26 protein-coding genes are annotated in these 17,849 nt (G+C 70.4%); 14 read left to right on the top strand and 12 right to left on the bottom strand.

What is annotated here, in order from left to right:
• Positions 1-45: 45 nt before the first annotated feature.
• On the bottom strand, positions 46-714 hold the full coding sequence (locus tag LPA41_RS25945; protein WP_229073391.1) for a response regulator transcription factor: 669 nt from the start codon (positions 712-714) through the stop codon (positions 46-48).
• Entirely contained in the window at positions 711-1,205 is a 495-nt protein-coding gene (locus tag LPA41_RS25940) for a sensor histidine kinase (RefSeq protein WP_229073390.1), read from the bottom strand. The genes LPA41_RS25945 and LPA41_RS25940 overlap by 4 nt, the downstream gene beginning before the upstream one ends.
• Before the next feature lie 570 nt (positions 1,206-1,775).
• Here LPA41_RS25940 and LPA41_RS25935 point away from each other — a divergent pair.
• The gene (locus LPA41_RS25935) at positions 1,776-2,678 is read left to right on the top strand and encodes a hypothetical protein (RefSeq protein WP_229073389.1); all 903 of its coding nucleotides are present in this window, start codon (positions 1,776-1,778) and stop codon (positions 2,676-2,678) included.
• On the opposite strand, the gene LPA41_RS25930 is transcribed toward LPA41_RS25935, so the two are convergent.
• The 3 genes from LPA41_RS25930 to LPA41_RS25920 all read right to left on the bottom strand — a co-directional run bounded on the left by LPA41_RS25930 (position 2,675) and on the right by LPA41_RS25920 (position 4,046).
• Positions 2,675-2,884, bottom strand: coding sequence for a hypothetical protein (locus LPA41_RS25930; protein WP_229073388.1), 210 nt, complete (start codon positions 2,882-2,884; stop codon positions 2,675-2,677). The two genes, LPA41_RS25935 and LPA41_RS25930, sit on opposite strands and share 4 nt — an antisense overlap.
• Positions 2,881-3,204: a hypothetical protein gene (locus tag LPA41_RS25925; protein WP_229073387.1), complete on the bottom strand. Its 324-nt coding sequence runs from the start codon at positions 3,202-3,204 to the stop codon at positions 2,881-2,883. Before LPA41_RS25925 ends, LPA41_RS25930 begins: the two co-directional genes overlap by 4 nt.
• A gap of 116 nt (positions 3,205-3,320) precedes the next feature.
• A complete protein-coding gene (locus LPA41_RS25920) occupies positions 3,321-4,046 on the bottom strand; it encodes a TetR/AcrR family transcriptional regulator (RefSeq protein ID WP_229073386.1) in 726 nt (241 codons plus the stop codon).
• A 193-nt stretch (positions 4,047-4,239) separates the two neighbouring features.
• On the opposite strand from LPA41_RS25920, the gene LPA41_RS25915 reads away from it, so the two are divergent.
• From LPA41_RS25915 to LPA41_RS25900, 4 genes are all read left to right on the top strand, one after another.
• Positions 4,240-5,229 (top strand): ABC transporter ATP-binding protein, encoded by a 990-nt coding sequence (locus LPA41_RS25915; protein WP_229073530.1) that lies wholly within the window; start codon positions 4,240-4,242, stop codon positions 5,227-5,229.
• On the top strand, positions 5,222-6,019 hold the full coding sequence (locus LPA41_RS25910) for an ABC transporter permease (RefSeq protein WP_229073385.1): 798 nt from the start codon (positions 5,222-5,224) through the stop codon (positions 6,017-6,019). Before LPA41_RS25915 ends, LPA41_RS25910 begins: the two co-directional genes overlap by 8 nt.
• Before the next feature lie 201 nt (positions 6,020-6,220).
• Positions 6,221-6,652 (top strand): hypothetical protein, encoded by a 432-nt coding sequence (locus LPA41_RS25905; protein ID WP_229073384.1) that lies wholly within the window; start codon positions 6,221-6,223, stop codon positions 6,650-6,652.
• A gap of 149 nt (positions 6,653-6,801) precedes the next feature.
• Positions 6,802-7,149 (top strand): hypothetical protein, encoded by a 348-nt coding sequence (locus tag LPA41_RS25900; RefSeq protein ID WP_229073383.1) that lies wholly within the window; start codon positions 6,802-6,804, stop codon positions 7,147-7,149.
• A 22-nt stretch (positions 7,150-7,171) separates the two neighbouring features.
• Here the strand turns inward: LPA41_RS25900 and LPA41_RS25895 are convergent, their stop codons facing one another.
• The gene (locus LPA41_RS25895; protein WP_229073382.1) at positions 7,172-7,453 is read right to left on the bottom strand and encodes a hypothetical protein; all 282 of its coding nucleotides are present in this window, start codon (positions 7,451-7,453) and stop codon (positions 7,172-7,174) included.
• Positions 7,454-7,586: 133 nt separating this feature from the next.
• On the opposite strand from LPA41_RS25895, the gene LPA41_RS25890 reads away from it, so the two are divergent.
• On the top strand, positions 7,587-8,417 hold the full coding sequence (locus LPA41_RS25890) for an IS5 family transposase (RefSeq protein ID WP_255690288.1): 831 nt from the start codon (positions 7,587-7,589) through the stop codon (positions 8,415-8,417).
• A gap of 9 nt (positions 8,418-8,426) precedes the next feature.
• On the top strand, positions 8,427-8,834 hold the full coding sequence (locus LPA41_RS25885) for a hypothetical protein (protein WP_229073380.1): 408 nt from the start codon (positions 8,427-8,429) through the stop codon (positions 8,832-8,834).
• Positions 8,835-8,921: 87 nt separating this feature from the next.
• Here the strand turns inward: LPA41_RS25885 and LPA41_RS25880 are convergent, their stop codons facing one another.
• Together LPA41_RS25880 and LPA41_RS25875 are read right to left on the bottom strand one after the other, a co-directional pair.
• The gene (locus tag LPA41_RS25880) at positions 8,922-9,299 is read right to left on the bottom strand and encodes a RidA family protein (RefSeq protein WP_229073379.1); all 378 of its coding nucleotides are present in this window, start codon (positions 9,297-9,299) and stop codon (positions 8,922-8,924) included.
• Positions 9,300-9,319: 20 nt separating this feature from the next.
• Positions 9,320-10,774, bottom strand: coding sequence for an MFS transporter (locus tag LPA41_RS25875; RefSeq protein WP_229073378.1), 1,455 nt, complete (start codon positions 10,772-10,774; stop codon positions 9,320-9,322).
• Positions 10,775-10,874: 100 nt separating this feature from the next.
• Between LPA41_RS25875 and LPA41_RS25870 the strand changes: the two genes are divergently transcribed.
• The 4 genes from LPA41_RS25870 (at position 10,875) to LPA41_RS25855 (ending at position 13,442) form a co-directional block, all read left to right on the top strand.
• Positions 10,875-11,312 carry a helix-turn-helix domain-containing protein gene (locus LPA41_RS25870; protein WP_229073377.1) on the top strand — a complete coding sequence of 146 codons (438 nt, stop codon included), beginning with the start codon at positions 10,875-10,877 and terminating at the stop codon, positions 11,310-11,312.
• A gap of 32 nt (positions 11,313-11,344) precedes the next feature.
• Positions 11,345-11,869 carry an SUKH-4 family immunity protein gene (locus tag LPA41_RS25865; protein ID WP_255690274.1) on the top strand — a complete coding sequence of 175 codons (525 nt, stop codon included), beginning with the start codon at positions 11,345-11,347 and terminating at the stop codon, positions 11,867-11,869.
• A 150-nt stretch (positions 11,870-12,019) separates the two neighbouring features.
• Positions 12,020-12,508: a sigma-70 family RNA polymerase sigma factor gene (locus LPA41_RS25860; protein WP_229073375.1), complete on the top strand. Its 489-nt coding sequence runs from the start codon at positions 12,020-12,022 to the stop codon at positions 12,506-12,508.
• Positions 12,509-12,512: 4 nt separating this feature from the next.
• Complete coding sequence (locus LPA41_RS25855) at positions 12,513-13,442, top strand: CU044_5270 family protein (RefSeq protein WP_229073374.1); 930 nt, start codon at positions 12,513-12,515, stop codon at positions 13,440-13,442.
• A gap of 4 nt (positions 13,443-13,446) precedes the next feature.
• Here LPA41_RS25855 and LPA41_RS25850 read toward each other — a convergent pair whose 3' ends face one another.
• On the bottom strand, positions 13,447-13,881 hold the full coding sequence (locus LPA41_RS25850) for a hypothetical protein (RefSeq protein WP_229073373.1): 435 nt from the start codon (positions 13,879-13,881) through the stop codon (positions 13,447-13,449).
• Positions 13,882-13,953: 72 nt separating this feature from the next.
• Positions 13,954-14,169, bottom strand: a complete 216-nt coding sequence (locus LPA41_RS25845; protein WP_229073372.1) for a hypothetical protein — start codon at positions 14,167-14,169, stop codon at positions 13,954-13,956.
• 401 nt (positions 14,170-14,570) lie between these two features.
• Between LPA41_RS25845 and LPA41_RS25840 the strand changes: the two genes are divergently transcribed.
• The 3 genes from LPA41_RS25840 to LPA41_RS25830 are packed head-to-tail and all read left to right on the top strand — an operon-like array spanning position 14,571 to position 16,226.
• On the top strand, positions 14,571-15,086 hold the full coding sequence (locus LPA41_RS25840; protein WP_229073371.1) for a hypothetical protein: 516 nt from the start codon (positions 14,571-14,573) through the stop codon (positions 15,084-15,086).
• Positions 15,071-15,604, top strand: a complete 534-nt coding sequence (locus tag LPA41_RS25835; protein WP_229073370.1) for a hypothetical protein — start codon at positions 15,071-15,073, stop codon at positions 15,602-15,604. Before LPA41_RS25840 ends, LPA41_RS25835 begins: the two co-directional genes overlap by 16 nt.
• A 40-nt stretch (positions 15,605-15,644) precedes the next feature.
• A complete protein-coding gene (locus tag LPA41_RS25830) occupies positions 15,645-16,226 on the top strand; it encodes a hypothetical protein (protein ID WP_229073369.1) in 582 nt (193 codons plus the stop codon).
• Between the two features lie 61 nt (positions 16,227-16,287).
• Here the strand turns inward: LPA41_RS25830 and LPA41_RS25825 are convergent, their stop codons facing one another.
• Together LPA41_RS25825 and LPA41_RS25820 are read right to left on the bottom strand one after the other, a co-directional pair.
• The gene (locus tag LPA41_RS25825; protein ID WP_229073368.1) at positions 16,288-17,094 is read right to left on the bottom strand and encodes an LLM class flavin-dependent oxidoreductase; all 807 of its coding nucleotides are present in this window, start codon (positions 17,092-17,094) and stop codon (positions 16,288-16,290) included.
• Positions 17,095-17,217: 123 nt separating this feature from the next.
• A complete protein-coding gene (locus tag LPA41_RS25820) occupies positions 17,218-17,775 on the bottom strand; it encodes a sugar O-acetyltransferase (RefSeq protein ID WP_229073367.1) in 558 nt (185 codons plus the stop codon).
• Positions 17,776-17,849 lie beyond the last annotated feature (74 nt).

Raw genomic sequence — 17,849 nt, 5'->3', positions numbered from 1 at the left:
GACGATCCTGCTGCGGAGCTCACCGCAGGCGTGCCGTCGCCTCGGCTAGAGAGGTTCGTGGCCGGTCATGCCCATCTCATGGGCCCAGACTGCGATCTGTACCCGGTTGCGGGTCGCCAGCCTGGCGTGGATGCCGGCGAGGTGGCCCTTCACCGTGCCGACCGAGATGTGCAGGTCGGCGGCGATCTCGGCGTTGGATCGGCCGGTGGCGACCAGCCGGGCGACGTCGCGTTCCCGTTCGGTGAGCACCTCCGGGCTAGGTCGGCCCGCCGTGGCAGATGTCCGGGCGCTGAGGCGCCTCAGCAAGCGCACCGTCACCTGAGGACTGATCAGGGTGTCGCCGGCCATGGCTGCCCGGATCGCCTCGATCATGAGGGTTGGGCCGGACCGCTTGAGCAGGAACCCGGACGCGCCGTGGCGCAGCGCGGTGTGCACGTACTCGTCGAGGTCGAAGGTGGTGACCACGATGACCCGGATGGGGTCGGCGACGGCCGGGCCGGCCAGTTCGCGGGTGAGGTGAAGGCCGTCCAGACCGGGCATGCGCACGTCGGCGAGGACGACGTCGGGGCGCAGGTGGCAGGCGAGTTCGAGGGCGGTGGCACCGTCGGCCGCTTCGGCGATCACGGTCATGTCGGGCTGGGCGTCGAGGATCAGGCGGAAGGCGACCCGGATGCCCTCCTGGTCGTCGGCGAGCAGGATCCTGATCGGCGTCACGGCCGGCCCTTTCCGGGCGCCAGGGGCAGGACGGCGTGCAGCCGCCAGCGGTCGCCGTACGGCCCGGCGTCGACCCGTCCGCCGACCGCTGCCGCGGCTGCGGCGAGTCCCGGCAGCCCGCGCCCACCGGGTGTGCTCCGCGCCGGTGCCGCCGGTGCCGGGGGCAGGTCGTTGGTGACGGTGACGGTGAGCGTGCCGGGGACGGTGCGGGTCACCGCGACGTGCACCGCGGTGGCGGCGGGTGCGTGCCGGCGGACGTTGGTGAGCGCCTCGGCCACGGTGCGGTAGGCAAGAACCGAGACGTCGTCCGGAATCGGTTCCGCGGGCAGCGGATCCAGGCTCAAGCCCGCGCGGACCGGGCCGGCGGCGTCGAAGCGGGCCACCAGCGCGGGCAGGTCGTCCAGGCCCGGTGACTGCTCCACCAGCATGTGGACGGTCCGGTCGAGCGCGGCCAGCGCGTGCTGACCGGCCTGCTCGATGCGCCCGAACAACGCGCGCCCCCACCGCGACCTGTTCCCGCCGCCGGTCCTGACGACGCAGGTGAAGTCCCACGGTGGCCGCTCCCACGGCCGTCAGCCCCCACAAGCCGCACGCTCCCACCGCGGCGAGCCACGACGGCGGCCCGGTGAGCCGCAGGACGAGCAGCGCGACCGCCAGCCCGGCCGAACCGGCCCCGAGCACCGCCACGCGCGGTCGGGCCCGGTGGGTCACCCGGACGACGATCATGGTCAGCGCCGAGAACTCGGCGAGCAACGGCAGCAGCGACAGTCCCCACACCGGAGGCGACCCACCCGGGGTCCTTTCGACGATCGTGACCGCGATCGAACCCGCGGCCGCGACCACCGCGGCCGCGCCCGTGACCGCGTCCCTGCCCCGGATGACCACCACGGCAGCGACGACCGTCAACACTGCCGAGGCGACCGTCATCACGGTTGCCAACCATAGTGAGCCGTCCACCCGGGCCACACCTGCCGAACGGCCGGGGATCGCGGCGTGGGACAGCCCGGTTGCGGCCGTCCGGCAGGTACGCCGGCGACGGTGCCGCGCCGACGCTGGTCATCATGGACGAAAGACTTGTGCGAACCGCGACCGGCGGATGGTCGGCCGCGACCGCGGCCGCCGGCCTGACCTGGGCGGCCGGCGGGCCCGGCTTCCCCTTCGACGACCACGAGCGGGCCGTCCGCATGGGCGCGGTCCTCACCGGCCTGGACCCGCTGCCCACCGGCCTCGTCATCGCCGCGCTCGGCGTGGCCGGCGCGGTGCTGACGGCACTGCTGCCCCGCCACCCGCGGTTACGGATCGCCGGTTGGCCCGTCGCCGTCGCTCTTCTCCTGGTGCTGCCGGACGGTCGCCTGCTGCTCGCGGCCGGGGAACTGCTGATGCTGCGGGGGGACCGGGTGGAAGCGGCCGCGATGGCACAGGCGTGGTTCGCGGCGGGTGGCGTGTGCTGGGCGGCGGTGGCACACCGTGGCAGATCCGCCGACGCACCGAGCTGGGGCCGGCCGGTGACCCTGCTTGCCGCGGCGCTTCCGCTCGTCTACGCGGTGCCCCGGGCCGTGTGGGCCGCCGGCCATCCGTTCGGGCTCGACGCGGCGACCACCGCCATGGTGTCCTCCCCCGCGGGACGCACGCGCGAGCTGGTCTTCGCCTGCGCCGCGACCGGCGGCGGCCTGCTCACACTGGGACTCACGCAACGCTGGGGCACGCGCATGCTCCGCCGGCCGGTGCCGCCGCTGCTGGCGGTCGTGCCGGCCACGGCCGTAGCGGTGATGCTCACCGCGGCGGGCGTCACGATGTGGCGGGGACTCGGGCAGTTCGACCCGGCCAACTGGGCGGCCTGGGCGGGAAACCTGGTGTGGCTGCCATGGGGAGTGACGCTGGGCTTGGCCACGTGGGCCTACCGGCGGCGGGCACCGGCCGAAGATGTCAGGGCGCACACCTCAGAGGGCGGTAAGAAGGGTTAGGTCCGTTTCTCGGCGAGGGTGAATATGCCGGGCTGCGTCTCGGTCAGGATGTTGCGGCTGACCAGGTGTTTCAGCTTTGCTCGGGCGCCCTCGACGTGTTTGGGCAGGGGTTCGATGTCGAGGGCGAGGCAGATGTCCTTGGCGCGCATGCCGGTGGTCGCGGCGCCGAGAACGGCGAGGATTTGCTGGTAGGCGGAGCTGATCACGGTCGGCTCGTCGGTGGTGAACTCGGCCGCGGCGAGGGCGCGCAGGGTGTGACGCGTGGTCGCCAGATCAGCCAGAAGGGGTAATCCGGGTGGCGGATCTTGGAGTTAGTCCCGTATCCGGTTTTCGGTCGGGCTCGCTGGTTGTGCCAGCGGATGTAGTCGCCGATCGCGGCGTCCTGCTCGGCGTGTGACTGGTGGTCAGTGCCGTTGAGCGCGAAGTAGCGCAGCGCGGCGAACTCGGCTTCGATCCAGTTCAGCCAGGAACTGTAGGTCGGCAGAAAGACGAGCTGGCCGGCGACCCGACGCGCTATCTGCGCCACGCGCGGGGCCGGCTGACCACCGGCCCGGCCGCCGGCGCGCGGACCACCTTCCTGCTCACCTGATCGTCCTGGTCGGACTGTTCCCCGCCGACGGCCCGCAGATCTGCCTAACCGCGTCAGTCGCCGGGCATGTCGCGGATCAGGCGCCGCACCTGCTCGACGTCCGGTAGCGGCGAGGCATGGCCGTCCGGTGACGGTGACCGCTCGTTCGCGGCGTTGGTGGCATCGAGGAGGAGCCGGCGCAGGCCCGAACGCATCAGCGCCCCGTCGATGGTGGCCACGCCACTGAGCGCCAGCAGAGATGCGCCCTGGTCGAGCGCCGCCATGAGCTGTGCGACATCCTCGGCCGCGAGGCATTCACCCGCCGAGCGGTGGGTTGCCGCGACGCGCCCGTAGGCGTCGAGTAACACCTGAACCCGTGCGCGTAGCGCATGGATGAGCGTCTCGTCGCGTGCGGCGGTCGTGATGAACTCCAGTGTCGCGAGCCCGAACCCGCGGACGATCTCCGCGACGTCCTCGTCGGGGGTACCTGCGGTCGCCCCGGGGGTGTCGGCGTCATTCGTACTCGGGAGCGCGAAGGGATCCCAGCCGTCACTGCGCAGCACGCTGAGGTTGTAGTCCATCACCGCCAGGAAAAGCTCCGCCTTGCCGCCGAAGTTCGAGTAGACGGCGCCCTTGGAGAAGCCGGCCTCGTTGGCGATCCCGTCCAGGGTCGCGCCGTGATAGCCGTCGCGGGTGAACGCCATGAGCCCTGCCGCGACGAGCGAATCTCGCGTTTTCTGCTTCTGCTCGGCACGGCTTCGTCGTACCCGGGGGGCGGTCGTCGAGGGCAGCCGGTCCATCTCGCCATCGTAATTGACGTACCGGTGTCATCTTCATACTCTTGGAATATAAATACCGTCGGTATTAGAAAACTAAAGGTATCCGATGGGTGCCCTGGAGGTATCCGACGAGCACTGAAGTCACACGAGCGCTGAGGTCACAGACGAGTGCTGGGTCACACCGGGCGACAAGGAGACAACGTTGAGTACCGCGGTGCTGGAGGTCGAAGGCCTCACAAGACGGTTCGGTTCGACCGTCGCAAACGACGGGGTCGATCTACGGGTCAGGGCGGGGGAGGTTGTCGGCCTGCTGGGCCACAACGGCGCAGGCAAGACGACACTGGTTTCGCAGGTCGTGGGGCTACTTCGGCCCCACGCCGGGTCGATCCGGGTCGCGGGCGTGGACGCGACCGTAGATCCGGCGACGGCGCGCCGTTGCGTGGCGCTCCAAGCCCAGGCGCAGGCGCCACTGGACGGCCTGACGCCCCGGTCTGCGATCGAGATCGCCGCGCGGCTGCGCGGCATGTCCCGGGCGGACGCACGGTCCGCCGCGGAAGCCCTCGCCGACGAGCTGGACATCCGCGAGTGGTTCGGCCGGCGAGCCAGGCCGGACGGCGGCGGGCTGTCGGGTGGGGTGCGCCGGCTGACCGCGTTCGCGATGGCGGCCGTAGCACCGGTGCCGCTGGTGATCCTCGACGAGCCGACCAACGACGTGGACGCGGGCCGTCGACGGCGGCTGTGGCAGATGGTCCGTCGACTGGGTGACGAGGGAGCTGGGGTACTGCTGGTAACCCACAACGTCGCGGAGGCCGAGCAGGTGGTGGACGAGCTCGTCGTGCTCAACCGTGGCCGGGTCGTCGCCACCGGGTCGCCGAGTCAGCTCCGCGGTTCCAGCAACCAGGACCTACGACTCGAGCTCTCGCTGCATCCGGATGGTTCCGACCCGTCCAGGAACGAAGAGGTGCCGTTCCCGATCGCCCGGCGGGTCCACGTCGGCCGGCGGGTGCTGCTCGCCATCCGGGCGGAGGACGCGGCAGCTGCCGTCGCCTGGGCCACCATGCTCCGCTCGAACGAGCGCATCGAGGGCTACGCTCTCGCCCCCGTCACCCTCGAGGATGCCTACCTCGCCGCCACGGCCGCCGATGATGCGGCCGTGGACGCCACCGCCACCGCCACCGCCACCGAGGAGCTCGCCGATGCCTGAGTCGACCACCTTGGCGCCCCCGGCGCGGGTGCCCGTCGGAGTTCCGCCCCGCGCCAGCCTGTGGACGATCAACGGAACCCTACTGCGCTGGACGATGGCTCAGACCGGCGCGCTGCTGCCGTTGTTCCTTGTCGTTCAGGCGCTGATCGCCGCCGCCCTCATCCTCGGGTTCGGGTTCCTCATCCCCGACATCGACACCCGCACCGCCCAGTTCCTCTCCACCGGCGCCCCCACCGTCCTACTGATGGTGATCGGCCTGGTCATCTGCCCCCAGGGCGTGGCCCAGGCGCGCACCAGCGGTACGTTCACGTATCAACGCGCCCTCCCGGTGCCACGCGTGCTGCTGCTGGTGTCAGACCTGATCGTGTGGCTGGTCATCGCCCTGCCAGGGATCCCCGTCACGATACTCATTGCCCAGCTACGTTACGGTTTCAGCTACTCCATCGACTGGCCGTTGCTGCTGGGGGCGGCCATCCTTTCGGCGATCATGGCGACCTCGGTCGGCTACGCGATCGCGGTGCTCCTGCCCCCGATGTTGGCCCAGCTCATCTCCCAGGTGTTGGTGTTCTTCGTGATGCTGTTCTCACCGATCACCTTCCCGGAAAGCCACCTGCCCGGATGGTTCCAGGCGGTCCACGACGTGCTCCCCTTCCGGCCGGCCGCCGACCTGCTCCGCGCGGGACTGCTGTCGGACGACTTCAGCGCGAGCGGGCGGGATCTGGTCGTACTGTTCGCGTGGTGCGCACTGGGGCTCGCAATCAGTATCCGGGCTCTCGTTCGCCGTGGATGACAACTGGCCGCGGGCCTACCGGTAGACGGTGCAGGGACGGACACATCGACTCAGCTCGGTGACAAAGTTTGGCTTCCAGACTTAATCTGCGGCTGGGTTGGCCGCCGCCGACCGCCCGAACCCTCCCTGTCACGCTGATGTGAGACAGCCCGTCTACCAGGGGATGCTCTTCCTAGGCGGCCCTGAGGAGAGCACATCAGCATGACGTCGAAGCCCCACGAGAGTCTGGATCCGGACGCCCGGCCCCAGCGGCGGACATTCACCGCAGAGTTCAAGGCGCGGATCCTGGACGAGTACGAGTCGGCGCCGGATGCGGCGGCTCGCGGGGCGATTCTGCGCCGGGAACGGCTTTATGGGTCACACATTCTGGACTGGCGCAAGGCCCGGGACGCGGGAGCCGGGGCCGGCCTGACGGACCGGCGGCAATCGGCCGCGCGGGCGGCGAAGAAGGCCGAGAACGCCGAACTTGCCCGCCTTCAGCGGGAGAACGCCCGTCTGCAGGCCAAGCTGGCCAAGACCGAGACCGCGCTTTCGATCATGGGAAAAGCGCACGCGCTCTTGGAGTTGCTCTCCGAGAGCGCGGAGGCCGTGCCGATGCCGAAGCCGTCCTCGCCGAGGCGCAGCAGGCGCTGACCGCGGTCTGGGGCGTCGCGCCCGCGTGCCGGCTGACCGGCCTGTCGCGGGCGACGCTGTATCGACGCCGCACCCCGCCCGCGCCGCCGAAGCCGCGCACGCCGCGTAAACCGCCGCCGTCGGCGCTGTCGGAGGCCGAACGTGAGCAGGTGCTGCAGCTACTGAACCGGCCCGAGTACGCCGATCTGGCGCCCGCGCAGGTGTGGGCCCGCGAGCTCGACGAGGGCCGCTGGTGGTGCTCGGAGTCCACGATGTACCGGATCCTGCGGGCCGCCGGGCAGACCGGCGAACGCCGGGCCCAGGCCACGCATCCGACCCGCACCAAGCCGGAACTCGTGGCCGACGCGGCGAACCAACGCCCCAGCCGAGCCGGCGGCGCGCCCGCGCCGAGCCGGGCAGGCACCTGCCGAGAGCCGCAGCGTGGGCTGAACGAGCCGAAGGCCGCACGGCTGCCAGGTCCGACCAGTGCCAGGCATCCGGCGGGTGGTGCCGCGTGACCTACGTCGGAGCCGCAGCCGATCAGCCGGTCAGCACTCGGGCGAGCACCGCGCCGGCGACCAGGAACGGACCGAAGGGCAGTTGAGCCTTCCTGGACGCACCACGCAGGAGGTACGCGACGGCGAACGGGAAAACCACCACGTAGGGCAGGATCACGCCTAGGACTATCGGGCTCCATCCGCCGATGCCCAGCGCGGCACCGAGCACCGCGGCGAGGCGCACGTCGCCCAGCCCGATCTGGCTCGGTAACGCCAGCGCCAGCAACAGGTAGAGACCGCCTGCTATCAGAAGGCGGTTCGACACCCATCGAGGTGATCTATGCGTTGCGTCCGTTTGGAGATCGTTCTGCGGGTTCGGTGTAGATAGTGATCACTCGATATGGTGAAAGGTGAGTGATGGTCACGACCTGCTGATCACCGGCGGAGTTGCGCTGGTCATGGCTGCTCGAAAGCGGTACCCCAGCGACGTGACCGACGCTCAGTGGGCGTTGATCGGGCCTTTCCTGGACGCGTGGCGGTCCACGCGTGTCTCGGTCGCGGGCCGGCTCGGCGGGCAGGATCTGCGGGAGATCGTGAACGCGATCCTGTATCAGGGCCGGACCGGCTGCCAGTGGGCGTATCTGCCGCACGACCTGCCGCAGAAGCCGGTCACGTACTACTACTTCGCGTTGTGGCGCGATGACGGCACCGACCAGGCCATTCATGACCTGCTGCGCTGCCATGCCCGGGAGAAGGCCGGCCGGGCCGAGGACCCCAGCGCGGTCGCGGTCGACACCCAGTCGATTAGGGCCGCGAACCACGTGCCCGCGGCCACCACCGGCAAGGACGCCGGCAAACGGGTGCCTGGCCGCAAACGGGGCCTGGCCGTGGACGCGCTCGGCCTGATCATCGCGGTGATCGTGACCGCCGCCAGCGTCACCGACAACGCCGTCGGGATCCGGCTGCTCGACAAGGTCGCCGAACACACCCCGACAGTGACGCACGCCTGGGTCGACGCCGGGTTCAAGCAGGACTTCGCCCTGCACGGCGCGGTCCTGGGCATCGACGTCGAGGTCGTCAAACGCTCCGACACCCTGCCCGGGTTCGTGCCGGTCAAGAAACGGTGGATGGTCGAGCAGGTCTACGGCACGTTGATGCTGCACCGCCGCCTCGTGCGCGAGTACGAGAGCCGGCCGGAATCGAGCGTGTCCCGCACACTCTGGGCATCGATGGCCAACATGGTCCGCCGGCTGACCGGCAACAGCACCCCGACCTGGCGACACGGATAGGGCCCGCTGGTGCACCTCGACACGATCCTCGGCCTGATCGCCGAACGCGAAGCCACCGCCCAGCACACCCGCGGCGAGCTGCGGCAACAGATCGCCGCGTTGACCGAAGAAGCCACCCGCATCGACGCCGAGCTGGCTGATCTGGCGACCACGCGTCACACCCTGCGCGCCCTCGCCGCGGCCGAGTTCACCACCGACGAGCCGACCGTGATCAGCTCCGCCTACCAGCAAATCCTCGCCGTTCTCGGCGCCGCGACCACCGGCATGCGCGCCAAGGACATCTGCCTCGCCCTCGACATCGAACCCCTGCCCAAACACGTCGAGGGCGCCCGAGCAAAGCTGAAACGCCTGGTCAGCCGCAACATCCTGACCGAGACGCAGCCCGGCATATTCACCCTCGCCGAGAAACGGACCTAACCTTTCTTACCGCCCTCTCAGGTGCCGGGGATCGTGGCCCGGGTTGATCCCGGATCGCCGAACGCGAGAAGACCGGGCGCATGAACCTCAGCCGGAGAAGGCCGTCACCCGGATCGACACGAGAACGCCGGGTAGTTCGACGCCGAGTTTGGCGACGTAACGCGTGGGTGGCGTGCTCGGGAACCAGGTCGCGTACTCCTCGTTCAGGCCTGCGAAGTCGGCCGGATCGGCCAGGAGCACGCCCACCTCGACGAGGTCCTCCCAGGCCGCGCCCGCCGCCCGCAGGACGGTTCGGCAGTTGGCGAGCGCCTGCCGGGTCTGTTCCTGGATCGTCGGTCCGGCCAGGTCGCCGGTGGTCACGTCGATGCCGACCAGGCCCGAGACGTAGACGAAGCCACCGGCTTTCACTGCCTGGCTGTACAACGGTGAGCTGGGGGCGCCGGCCGTGCTGACGGTCTCTCGCATGGCCCCAACCTAGCCCTCACTCAGTCTTTGGCGGCTCCGGCTCCGGCTCCGGCTCCGGCTCCGGCCATGGTGGACGGTCTCGTGAGACCGGTGGCGATGACCAGAAGACCGAGAAGGCTGCCTGCCACGGGCAGGATGAAGGCGGTGTGGAAGCCCGCCAGCATGGCGCCGTCGTCCGCGGTGTCCACCCCGCTCAGGGACGTGGCCGCCGCCAGGCCCAGGGCCGCACCGAACTGGAACGAGGTGTTCCAGATCCCGCCGGCCAAGCCCTGTTCCTCGTCGGCGACGCCCTGCACCGCGACGATCGTCAAGGGTCCGTAGACCAGGGTGAACGACAGTCCGAGCAGGATCATGGTCGGGAACATGCCGGTCCAGTAGCCGGCGGTGGCCGGGATGTCGAGGAACAGCGCGTAGCCGACGGCGGAGAAGGCGACGCCGACGACCATCACCCGGTAGTTGCCGAAGCGTTCCACCAGTTTCGGTGTCAGCGTCGGCGCGAGTACCGCGTCGATGCCGACCACCAGAAGCGCGACACCGGTCTGCAGCGGTGACCAGCCCCGGAGGTCCTGCAGGTAGAGCACGGCGATGAACTGGAAGCCGAAGAAGGAACCCGCGAACAGCACGGTGGCGATGTTGGCGCGTACCAGGTTGGCGCTCCGGAAGATTCCGAGCCGGATCAACGGTACGGCGGACCTGCGTTCGGTGAGCACGAAGGCGATGAGCAGCCCGGCACTCAGGAACGCCGTCAGGACCGTCTCACCGGCGGGCACCTCCGGCGAGCGGACGACCGTGAGAACGACGCCCGCCGCGCCGAGCGTGACGGTGAGGGCGCCGACGACGTCGAACCTTCCACCGGTACGGTCGGGAACCTCCCGATCCTCGATCAGCTTGACGGCCATCACCAGGATGATCGCGGCGAGGATGACCGGGGCGAAGAACACCCACCGCCAGCCGATCGCGGTCAGCAGACCACCGACCACCAGGCCGAGGGAGAAGCCGCCCGCTGCCGTGCCCGCGTACCAGAGCAGAGCGCGGTTGCGCAGCGGGCCTTCCGGAAAGCTGGTCGTGATCAGCGACAAGCCGGCCGGAGTCATGAACGCCGCGGCCAGACCGGTGATCGCTCGAGCGGTGATCAGCATCCAGCCCTCGGTGGCGAACCCGCCCAGGCCCGAGAAGAGCACGAAGACGGTGAGCCAGAGGATGAACATCCGGCGGCGTCCGAGCAGGTCGGCCGCGCGGCCACCGAGCAGCATGAAGCCGCCGTACGCGAGCACGTAGGCGCTGACGACCCATTGCAGTTCGCCGGTGGACAGTCCCAGGTCCGCCTTGATGGACGGCAGAGCGACGCCGAGCATCGAGATGTCGACGCCCTCCAGGAAGATCGAGCCACAGAGCACGAAGAGCAGGGCGCGCGCCCGGCCGTCCATGCGGTGGAGGCCACCGATGTCCGGCCGGCTCAGCGGTGTCGTCGACACGACGGATCACTCCTTGCGATGGGGGCCGAAGCCGATGGTTACTTCTGCTGCGTCGGTTACTTCTTGTGAGTAACCGAATGATCAGTCACCATCGAAGTCCATGGAAGAAGGCACTGTGAAGTCACCGAGTCACTGCGAAGTAACCGAGGACTACGGGATCCGGCAGTGGGACAGCAGGGCCGGCTGCGAGGTGCGGCAGATCCTGGACCGCGTCGCGGACAAGTGGTCCCTGCTGGTGATCGCTCTGCTCGAGCACCGGGTTCTGAGGTTCTCGGAGCTGAGCCGCGCGATCGGCGGGATCAGCCAGCGGATGCTGACGGTGACGCTGCGCCACCTGGAACGCGACGGGATCGTCAAACGCACGGTCCATCCCGTCGTGCCGCCGCGGGTCGACTACGAGCTGACCCCGATGGGGGTGACCCTGCACAAGACCATTCAGGCCCTGGTCGACTGGACCGAGGCCCACCAGGACGCCATCGGTGCGGCGCGTGCCGACTACGACGTGCGGCTCGGGTCAGACGTCTTGACAGACCGCTGACGCGGCGCGGAACAGTGTCTGACCAACCGCCGATGCCTCCGTCGTCGGAACAGCTGAAGTCCTGGGCCGGCCGAGGGCGTGTCCGGCGCGCGACCGAGACTGAGGTGGCGGCCTGGCGAATCCCGCAACCCGGGAAGGCCGCGCTGATGTCCAGCGGCGTGCCCTTGCTCGACGGACTGGTCGAGAACGTTTCTTTCCGCGCCGCACCGACGATGTACCGGCTGGCATTCGAGTCCGCCGACGAACCCGCCTGGGAGTACGGTGCCGTACCGGAAACCGGCGAGGTCCGGCTGTGGCCGGCGGGCGGGCGTGGGGACAGTGCCTTCGTGAACTCCTCGATCAGCCAATGGTTGTGCTCACTGCACCTGGTCGGCAGCTGCTTCGCCTCGTCGGCCGCCCTCGAGAACTGGGACACGAGCGCCGACGCGGAGGCGCAGGCACTCGCCGAACTCGCCGACCTGGTACGCCGGATCGCGGTCATCGACCCGGCCGCCGCCGACAACGGCGATCACGAGGAACAATTCTGGCCCGGAGTGCTCGACCGGTGGCTCTTCTGACGACCCCCTTGTTCTGAGTTCCATCACACGGTCAGAACCGGTTCACCCGCGCGTAGCACGGGAGCGCTCCACAATGGGGCGGGGTCGTGACGTTCCCTAACCGCAGAGCCGCTCATTGCCGCAGCGGCGCCCGGACGAGTTGGGGTTGTCGTGACGTTCGAGGAGTTCCTTCACGCCGAGATGGCGGGATTGGCGCGGTACGCGGGCGCCCTGACCGGAAACCATCATCAGGCCGAGGATGTGCTGTCCGACGCGCTGCTGATCGTGTCGACGCGGTGGTGGCGGATCGGCCGGATGGCGCACCCGCTCGCGTACGTCCGCCGGGTGGTGACCTCCACGTTCCTGTCCGAGCAGCGCACGGCTCGACGCCGCCGTACCGAGGTCAGCGCCGACCCCGAAGTCTTCGATCGGCAGCGTCACGACCCGCACGGTGCCGTCGACGACCGTGACCTGGTCGAGCGGCTGCTCGCCCGGTTGCCGGACCGGCAACGCGCGGCCGTGGTGCTGCGGTACCTCTTCGACCAGAGCGACGACGACATCGCCGTGGCGCTGGATTGCTCGCCGGCCACCGTACGGTCGCATCTCTCCCATGCCCGGGCTGCCCTGCGCCTGGCGCCCGCCCTCACCGAACGAGGCTGATCCGATGAATCCCGCAAGCCTGCGCGACGCTCTCCTGCAGCATTCCGCCGACCCGGACGCCGTGCTGTCGCGGCTGCGCGCCAAGCAGCGGACGCGCCGCAGGCGGCGGTTCGCGCTCACCGGCGGCCTGGCGGCGCTGACCCTGGTCGCCGCCGGGTGGTGGGCGACACCCGCGCAGCCGGACCCGAACCCGTTCCCGCAGGTGGCAAGCCCACCGGCGGGACCGGTGCGGGCACCGGGAACGCTGTCCGCGACACCCGGGTACGGGCCCGGCACCCGGCTGTCGATCCGGCCCGCCGCGCAGGTCCTCGGCGCGGCCGCCGCGCAAGCCGCGCGGCAACCCGACGTGCTGCCGCGCGGCGACCAGTTTTTCTACGTGCGGTCGGTGAACCGCGACGGGCTCATCCTGAACGAGGCCTGGCACTCCATCGACGGCACCCGCGACGGCCTGATCTTCAACCGGGAGTCCGCCGGCCTGGTGCGCTCGTTGCTGCCCGGCTGCCGCAACGGCGAATACGTCTCCGGGACCCGGCAGGGCGATTCCTGTACGCCGGACCCCGCGTACCAGCCGGACCTGCCCACCGACTCGGTCGCCATGGCCCGCCACCTGGCCGACGCCAACCGCCAACACACCGACGACCCGGCGCAGAACATGACGAACGGCCAGGCGAAGACCGTGATGGACCTGGCGGGGACGCACTACCTGCGGCCGGCGCAGCGGGCGGCGCTGTACCGGGCGGCGGCCCGCATCCCCGGCGTCACCGTGCTGGAGGACGCCGTCGACGCGGCGGGCCGGGCGGGCACCGGGGTGGCGTGGACGTTCAGCGGCCACACGAACATGTGGATCTTCGACGAGAAGGAGTACGCCTACCTCGGCATGCAGTCGGAGACCACCGTGCAGGCGGTCGTCGACGAGGTCGGCCGCCGCCCGTGACGCGTCAGCCGGCCCGCACGGCCGGCAGCAGCCAGGTGAGCCCCAGCTCGCGAGCGGTGAGCCCGGCGGCCTCGCGGAGCTGGTCGGCTTGCGCTCCGGCGCCGAGCCCGGCGGCGAGAGTGGCCGCCGCCGCCGCGGTCTGCGGCCGGGCACCCAGGCAGGCGCGGAGATGGTACGACCGGCGCAACAGGTCGATCCCCTCCTCCCGGGAACGCTGCAGCAGGTGGTCGCCGATGTGCCGTACCGCATAGGACTCCGGGTCGCCGGGCCGCAGCGCCGCGACCGCCTCCGCGGCGGCCCCCGCGGCGTCCAGCCGCCACCAGTGACGGTCCACCAGGATCTCGGCCCGCGCGGCGAGGGCATCCGGCGGCAGCGCGGCAAGCGCCTCGTCCCACCGGCCGGCCCGGAGCAGAACACGCGCGACAACGTGGTCAGCCATGGCCCCTACGGTTCCCGTCCGGAAGGCGCAAGGTCAAGTCCCGCCTGCTACGCGCACGCCACCGGGCCGGGCCTATCGCTCCTCGCGGCCGCGTCTGCCTTGGCGCACCAGCAGCACGATCGACGTTGCCAGGACCGCGCCGGAAGCACCCAGCACCACGTAGTGCAGGACCGGCCCGCCGAAGCTGTCGTCCGGGCCGCTGAGAAGGCGCGCCCCGAAGACGCACAGTGCGGAGATGGCCGTCCACAGCATCGGCCGGGGCGAGCGTCGAGGCCGTTCGGGGCTCACGCGTCCTCCGTCAGCGTCGGTCAGCGTGCTTCCATCGTCCCCGATCGCCGTTTCAGCCGCAGCCGACGTGCCACGCCGTCCATGGCGAGATGTTGATCTGCTAGCGCTACGAAATCGCTGTGATCAAGGGGCTGAAACCGCGATTTCGTAGCGCTAGCAGATCAACACGCCACGCGGCCCACCGCCGACGGCCGCGCTCGATGCCGGGGTGACCCGTCGTGTCTCGTGGTGGACAGTGCGCGCGACCTGCGGCGTGCCTGGCCGCGCTGACCGACTTTCGTCATCGACCTTCGTCGGCGCGGGACCGACCGATGGCCGCAGCGGCCGGCTGCCGGGGGCGCGAGGGTGGAACCCGACAGAGGCGGTGCCGGCGGGGAGGCGATCGGGTGAAGAGTGCGGACGTGGCAGGACCAGAACGGGGACGGCTGCGGCCCTGGAAGCCGGTGGTGGCGCTGCTGGTGCTCGCCCCGTGGGCGGCCGAGTGCTCCTGGGGTGGTTTCGCCGTCACCGATTTCCCGGTGGTGATCCTGTTCCTGGCGCCGCTGTACGGCGGTGCCGCCGTCCTCGTCCGCGAGGTCGCCCGGCGCACCGGCGGTGGCTGGCCGGCGATGGTGCTGCTGGCCGGCGCGTTCGGCATCGTGCAGGCCGCCCTGGTCGACCAGTCGTTGTTCAACCCCGGGTTCCTCGACGACACCGAATTCGCCGATCAGGCGCAGGCCGCGGCCGCGACCCTGGTGCCGGTGTTCGGGTTCAGTGCCGACCAGGCCGTCACCTTCATCGGCAACCACGTCCTGCTGAGCATCTGCGCACCGATCATGCTGGTGGAGTCGGCTCTGCGGCCGGCGGAGCGGCGGCGGCCGTGGCTGCGGCGGCGCGGGCTGTCGGCATCGGTGTGCTGTACGTGCTCGGCAGTTTGATGATTTTCGCGGACGGCGAGGACGGGCGGAAGGGTTTCCTGCTCTCCCCCGCCCAGGCCGGACTCGCGGTCCTGGTGGTGGTCGTGCTTGTGGCCACCGCCCTGCTGCCACGGTGGCGGGGGGTGCACCGCGGGCGCGCGGGCCGCGTACCGCATCCGCTGGTGTTCGGGTCTCTCGCACTCGCCGTCCATTTAGGCCTCTGGTTCGTCGCCGGCTGGCCCGGCGTCGGCGCGCGGGTGCTGGCCGTCGTCGCCGTGGTGGCGGTGGTGGGTGTCTGGTCGCGGCGGTCCGGGTGGACGCAGCGTCACGTGGTCGCCGGCTGGTCGGCGGGGCTTCTCGCGGCGGCGGCCGGGGCCGGGTTGAGCCCCGCCTATCAGCCGATGTCGGCGGCGATGGCGGTCGCCAGTGATGTGACGGTCGGGGTGGTGGCGCTGATGCTGGTGGTCACGGCGTACCGGCTGGCCCGCGACAACGAAACAGCCGGCGCCGAGCAGCCGGCACCGAGCAACCGGTGGTGAACAGCCCGACTACGAGCTGCGGATCGATTACGTTGGATGCGTGGACGCCAGGACAGCGATAACCCTCATCTCCATCGCCATCTCCGTCGTCTCGCTGATCGTCTCCGGGACGCTCGCGCTCCGGCAGACGCGGACCACGATGGACGGCTACGCCCTGCCGGTCGTGCTCCAGGTCTTCAGCCGGTTCCGAACCCAGGAGTTCTTCGACGCTCAGCAGTTCATCTTCGACAAACTTCCCCGGCAACCGGTCCAGCCGTACACGGACCTGCCGCTGGAGGTCCGGGCCCAATTGCGCATGGTGGGCGGTCTCTACGACGACCTCGGCAAACTCGTCGCGCACGGCATCGTCAAGGAGGAACTGATCATCGGCTCGAACGGCTCACAGGCCCGACGCATCTGGGAGGCGATCGAGCCGTTCGTGCGCGCCGAACGCGACAAGCGCAACAGCAACCTGTGGATCTATCTGGAGGATCTGGCGTACCGTACCACCCGCAAACCGCCGGCCGCCATCCACGAGAAGCTCAAACTGCACCCGTACGCCGGACCGGCGCACACGTCCCGTCCAGCGCCGCCCGAGCCCGCCGCGACGCCACGACCTCGCACGGAGCAGCAGCCGGACTGACGGGCGGAAGGACTGACGAGGGCGGCCGGCGTATTCGCCGCCACCATTGCTCGGCGGCGAACTACCGTCCGCCCAGCTTGGCCACGACCGGAGCGAACGTGTCGGCGAAGTCGGCGCCGATGACGAAGTAGGAGAAGCCGATCTCTTCCCGTCGCCGCTGGATCTCCTCGGCGGCGGCCGCCGGATCCTCCGGGAGCGTGACCAGCGAGTCCGCCGCGCGAGCTGCGGCAGTGTCGGTGCCGGGAGGCGCCATGTGCGACGCCACCCGGTCGCCGATGACCGACACGGCATTCGCGAGCTCTACGTCGCGGGCGGCGCGCAGGTCGCGTGCCAGTCGCGTGACCTCGGTCCGGGACTCGTCCGGCGCTTGCACGAAGGTGACCGTGTCGGCGGCCTCGGCCGCCAGCGCCCGAGCCTTCGGGCCGCGGACGGCCATCGCCACCGGCGTGTGCCGCTCGGGGCCGTCGAAATCTCGTAGCCTCCGCACGGTCTCGCGTATCCGGGCCAGCCGCTCGTGCGGCGGGACGGCAGGCATTCCCTTGTCGCGGAGCTCGTCGTCGATTCCTGGCCGGCCGGTGCCGATGCCCAGCTCGAAGCGTCCGTCGGTGAGCTGAGACAGCGAGTGCGCCTCCCACGCCGTCAGCCAGGCCGGGCGTAGCGGGGAGGCGTACACCCAGGTGCCCACTCGCAGGCCGGTCAGGGCCGCGGCGGTGGCCAACGTGGGACCCGGCGCCGGTTGCAGCAACGGGAAATCCGGCATCAGCAACGTCGAGTAGCCGCTGTCGTCGATGCGGCGCACCTGGGCCAGCCACGTCGGCAGGTCAGTGTTGAGCGGGGCCACGACCCCGAAGCGAAGCGGTCTCGTCATGCCTGGGATCCCCTCTGCGGTCGGGCGAGATCATCTGCGCCCGCGGTCAAGGTATGGACCACGGATCCCCCCGGAAATCATCGGTGCAGCCGGGAGCGTCGACATGCTCCTGCGCGCGCGGCATCAGGCCGGGCCGGGTGTGAGGCGTTTGCGTTCGACGTGGCTGGTTGCCGTCACCACGCTCAGCGGCGGCACGTCCTTGGCCACGACGGCGCCCGCGCCGACGACGGAGCCGTGGCCGATGGTCACGCCCGGTGTGACGGTGACGGCGGCGCCGAGCCACACGTCGTCCTCGATGACGATCGGGGCGTGCGTGATGTAGTCGAACCGTTCGCCGACCTCGACCGGGTGGCCGGACGTGCTCAGTGTGACCCGGGGGCCGATCAGGACGCGGTCGCCGATGGTGATGCCGCCGTAGTCGAGGAAGAAGCAGCCCTGGTTGATGAAGACGCGGTCGCCGAAGGAGGCGCCGAGCCCGTAGTCGCAGTGGAACGGCGGCAGGACGGTCAGCGAGCCGGGGATCGGGCCGCCGAAGATCTCGGTGAGCAGGGCCCGGCGGGCGTCGAGGTCGTCGAACGGCAGCGCGTTGAGGCGGGCGCTCAAGGTCATGGCGAGCTGGACGCGGTCCGCGAAGGCTCGTGACTCGGGTGTCCGGGTCCGTAGGCGTTGCTCGTTGCGCACGAGCCGATGCTGGCACGGCGGGCGGTGCGCGACAAACCCGTCAGCCGGTCCGGCAGGTCAGGGCGGTGTCCGGG

This window comes from Actinoplanes sp. DH11 (assembly GCF_020873875.1).
GTDB lineage: Bacteria > Actinomycetota > Actinomycetes > Mycobacteriales > Micromonosporaceae > Actinoplanes.
This window is presented reverse-complemented; position numbering and strand designations above follow the sequence as displayed.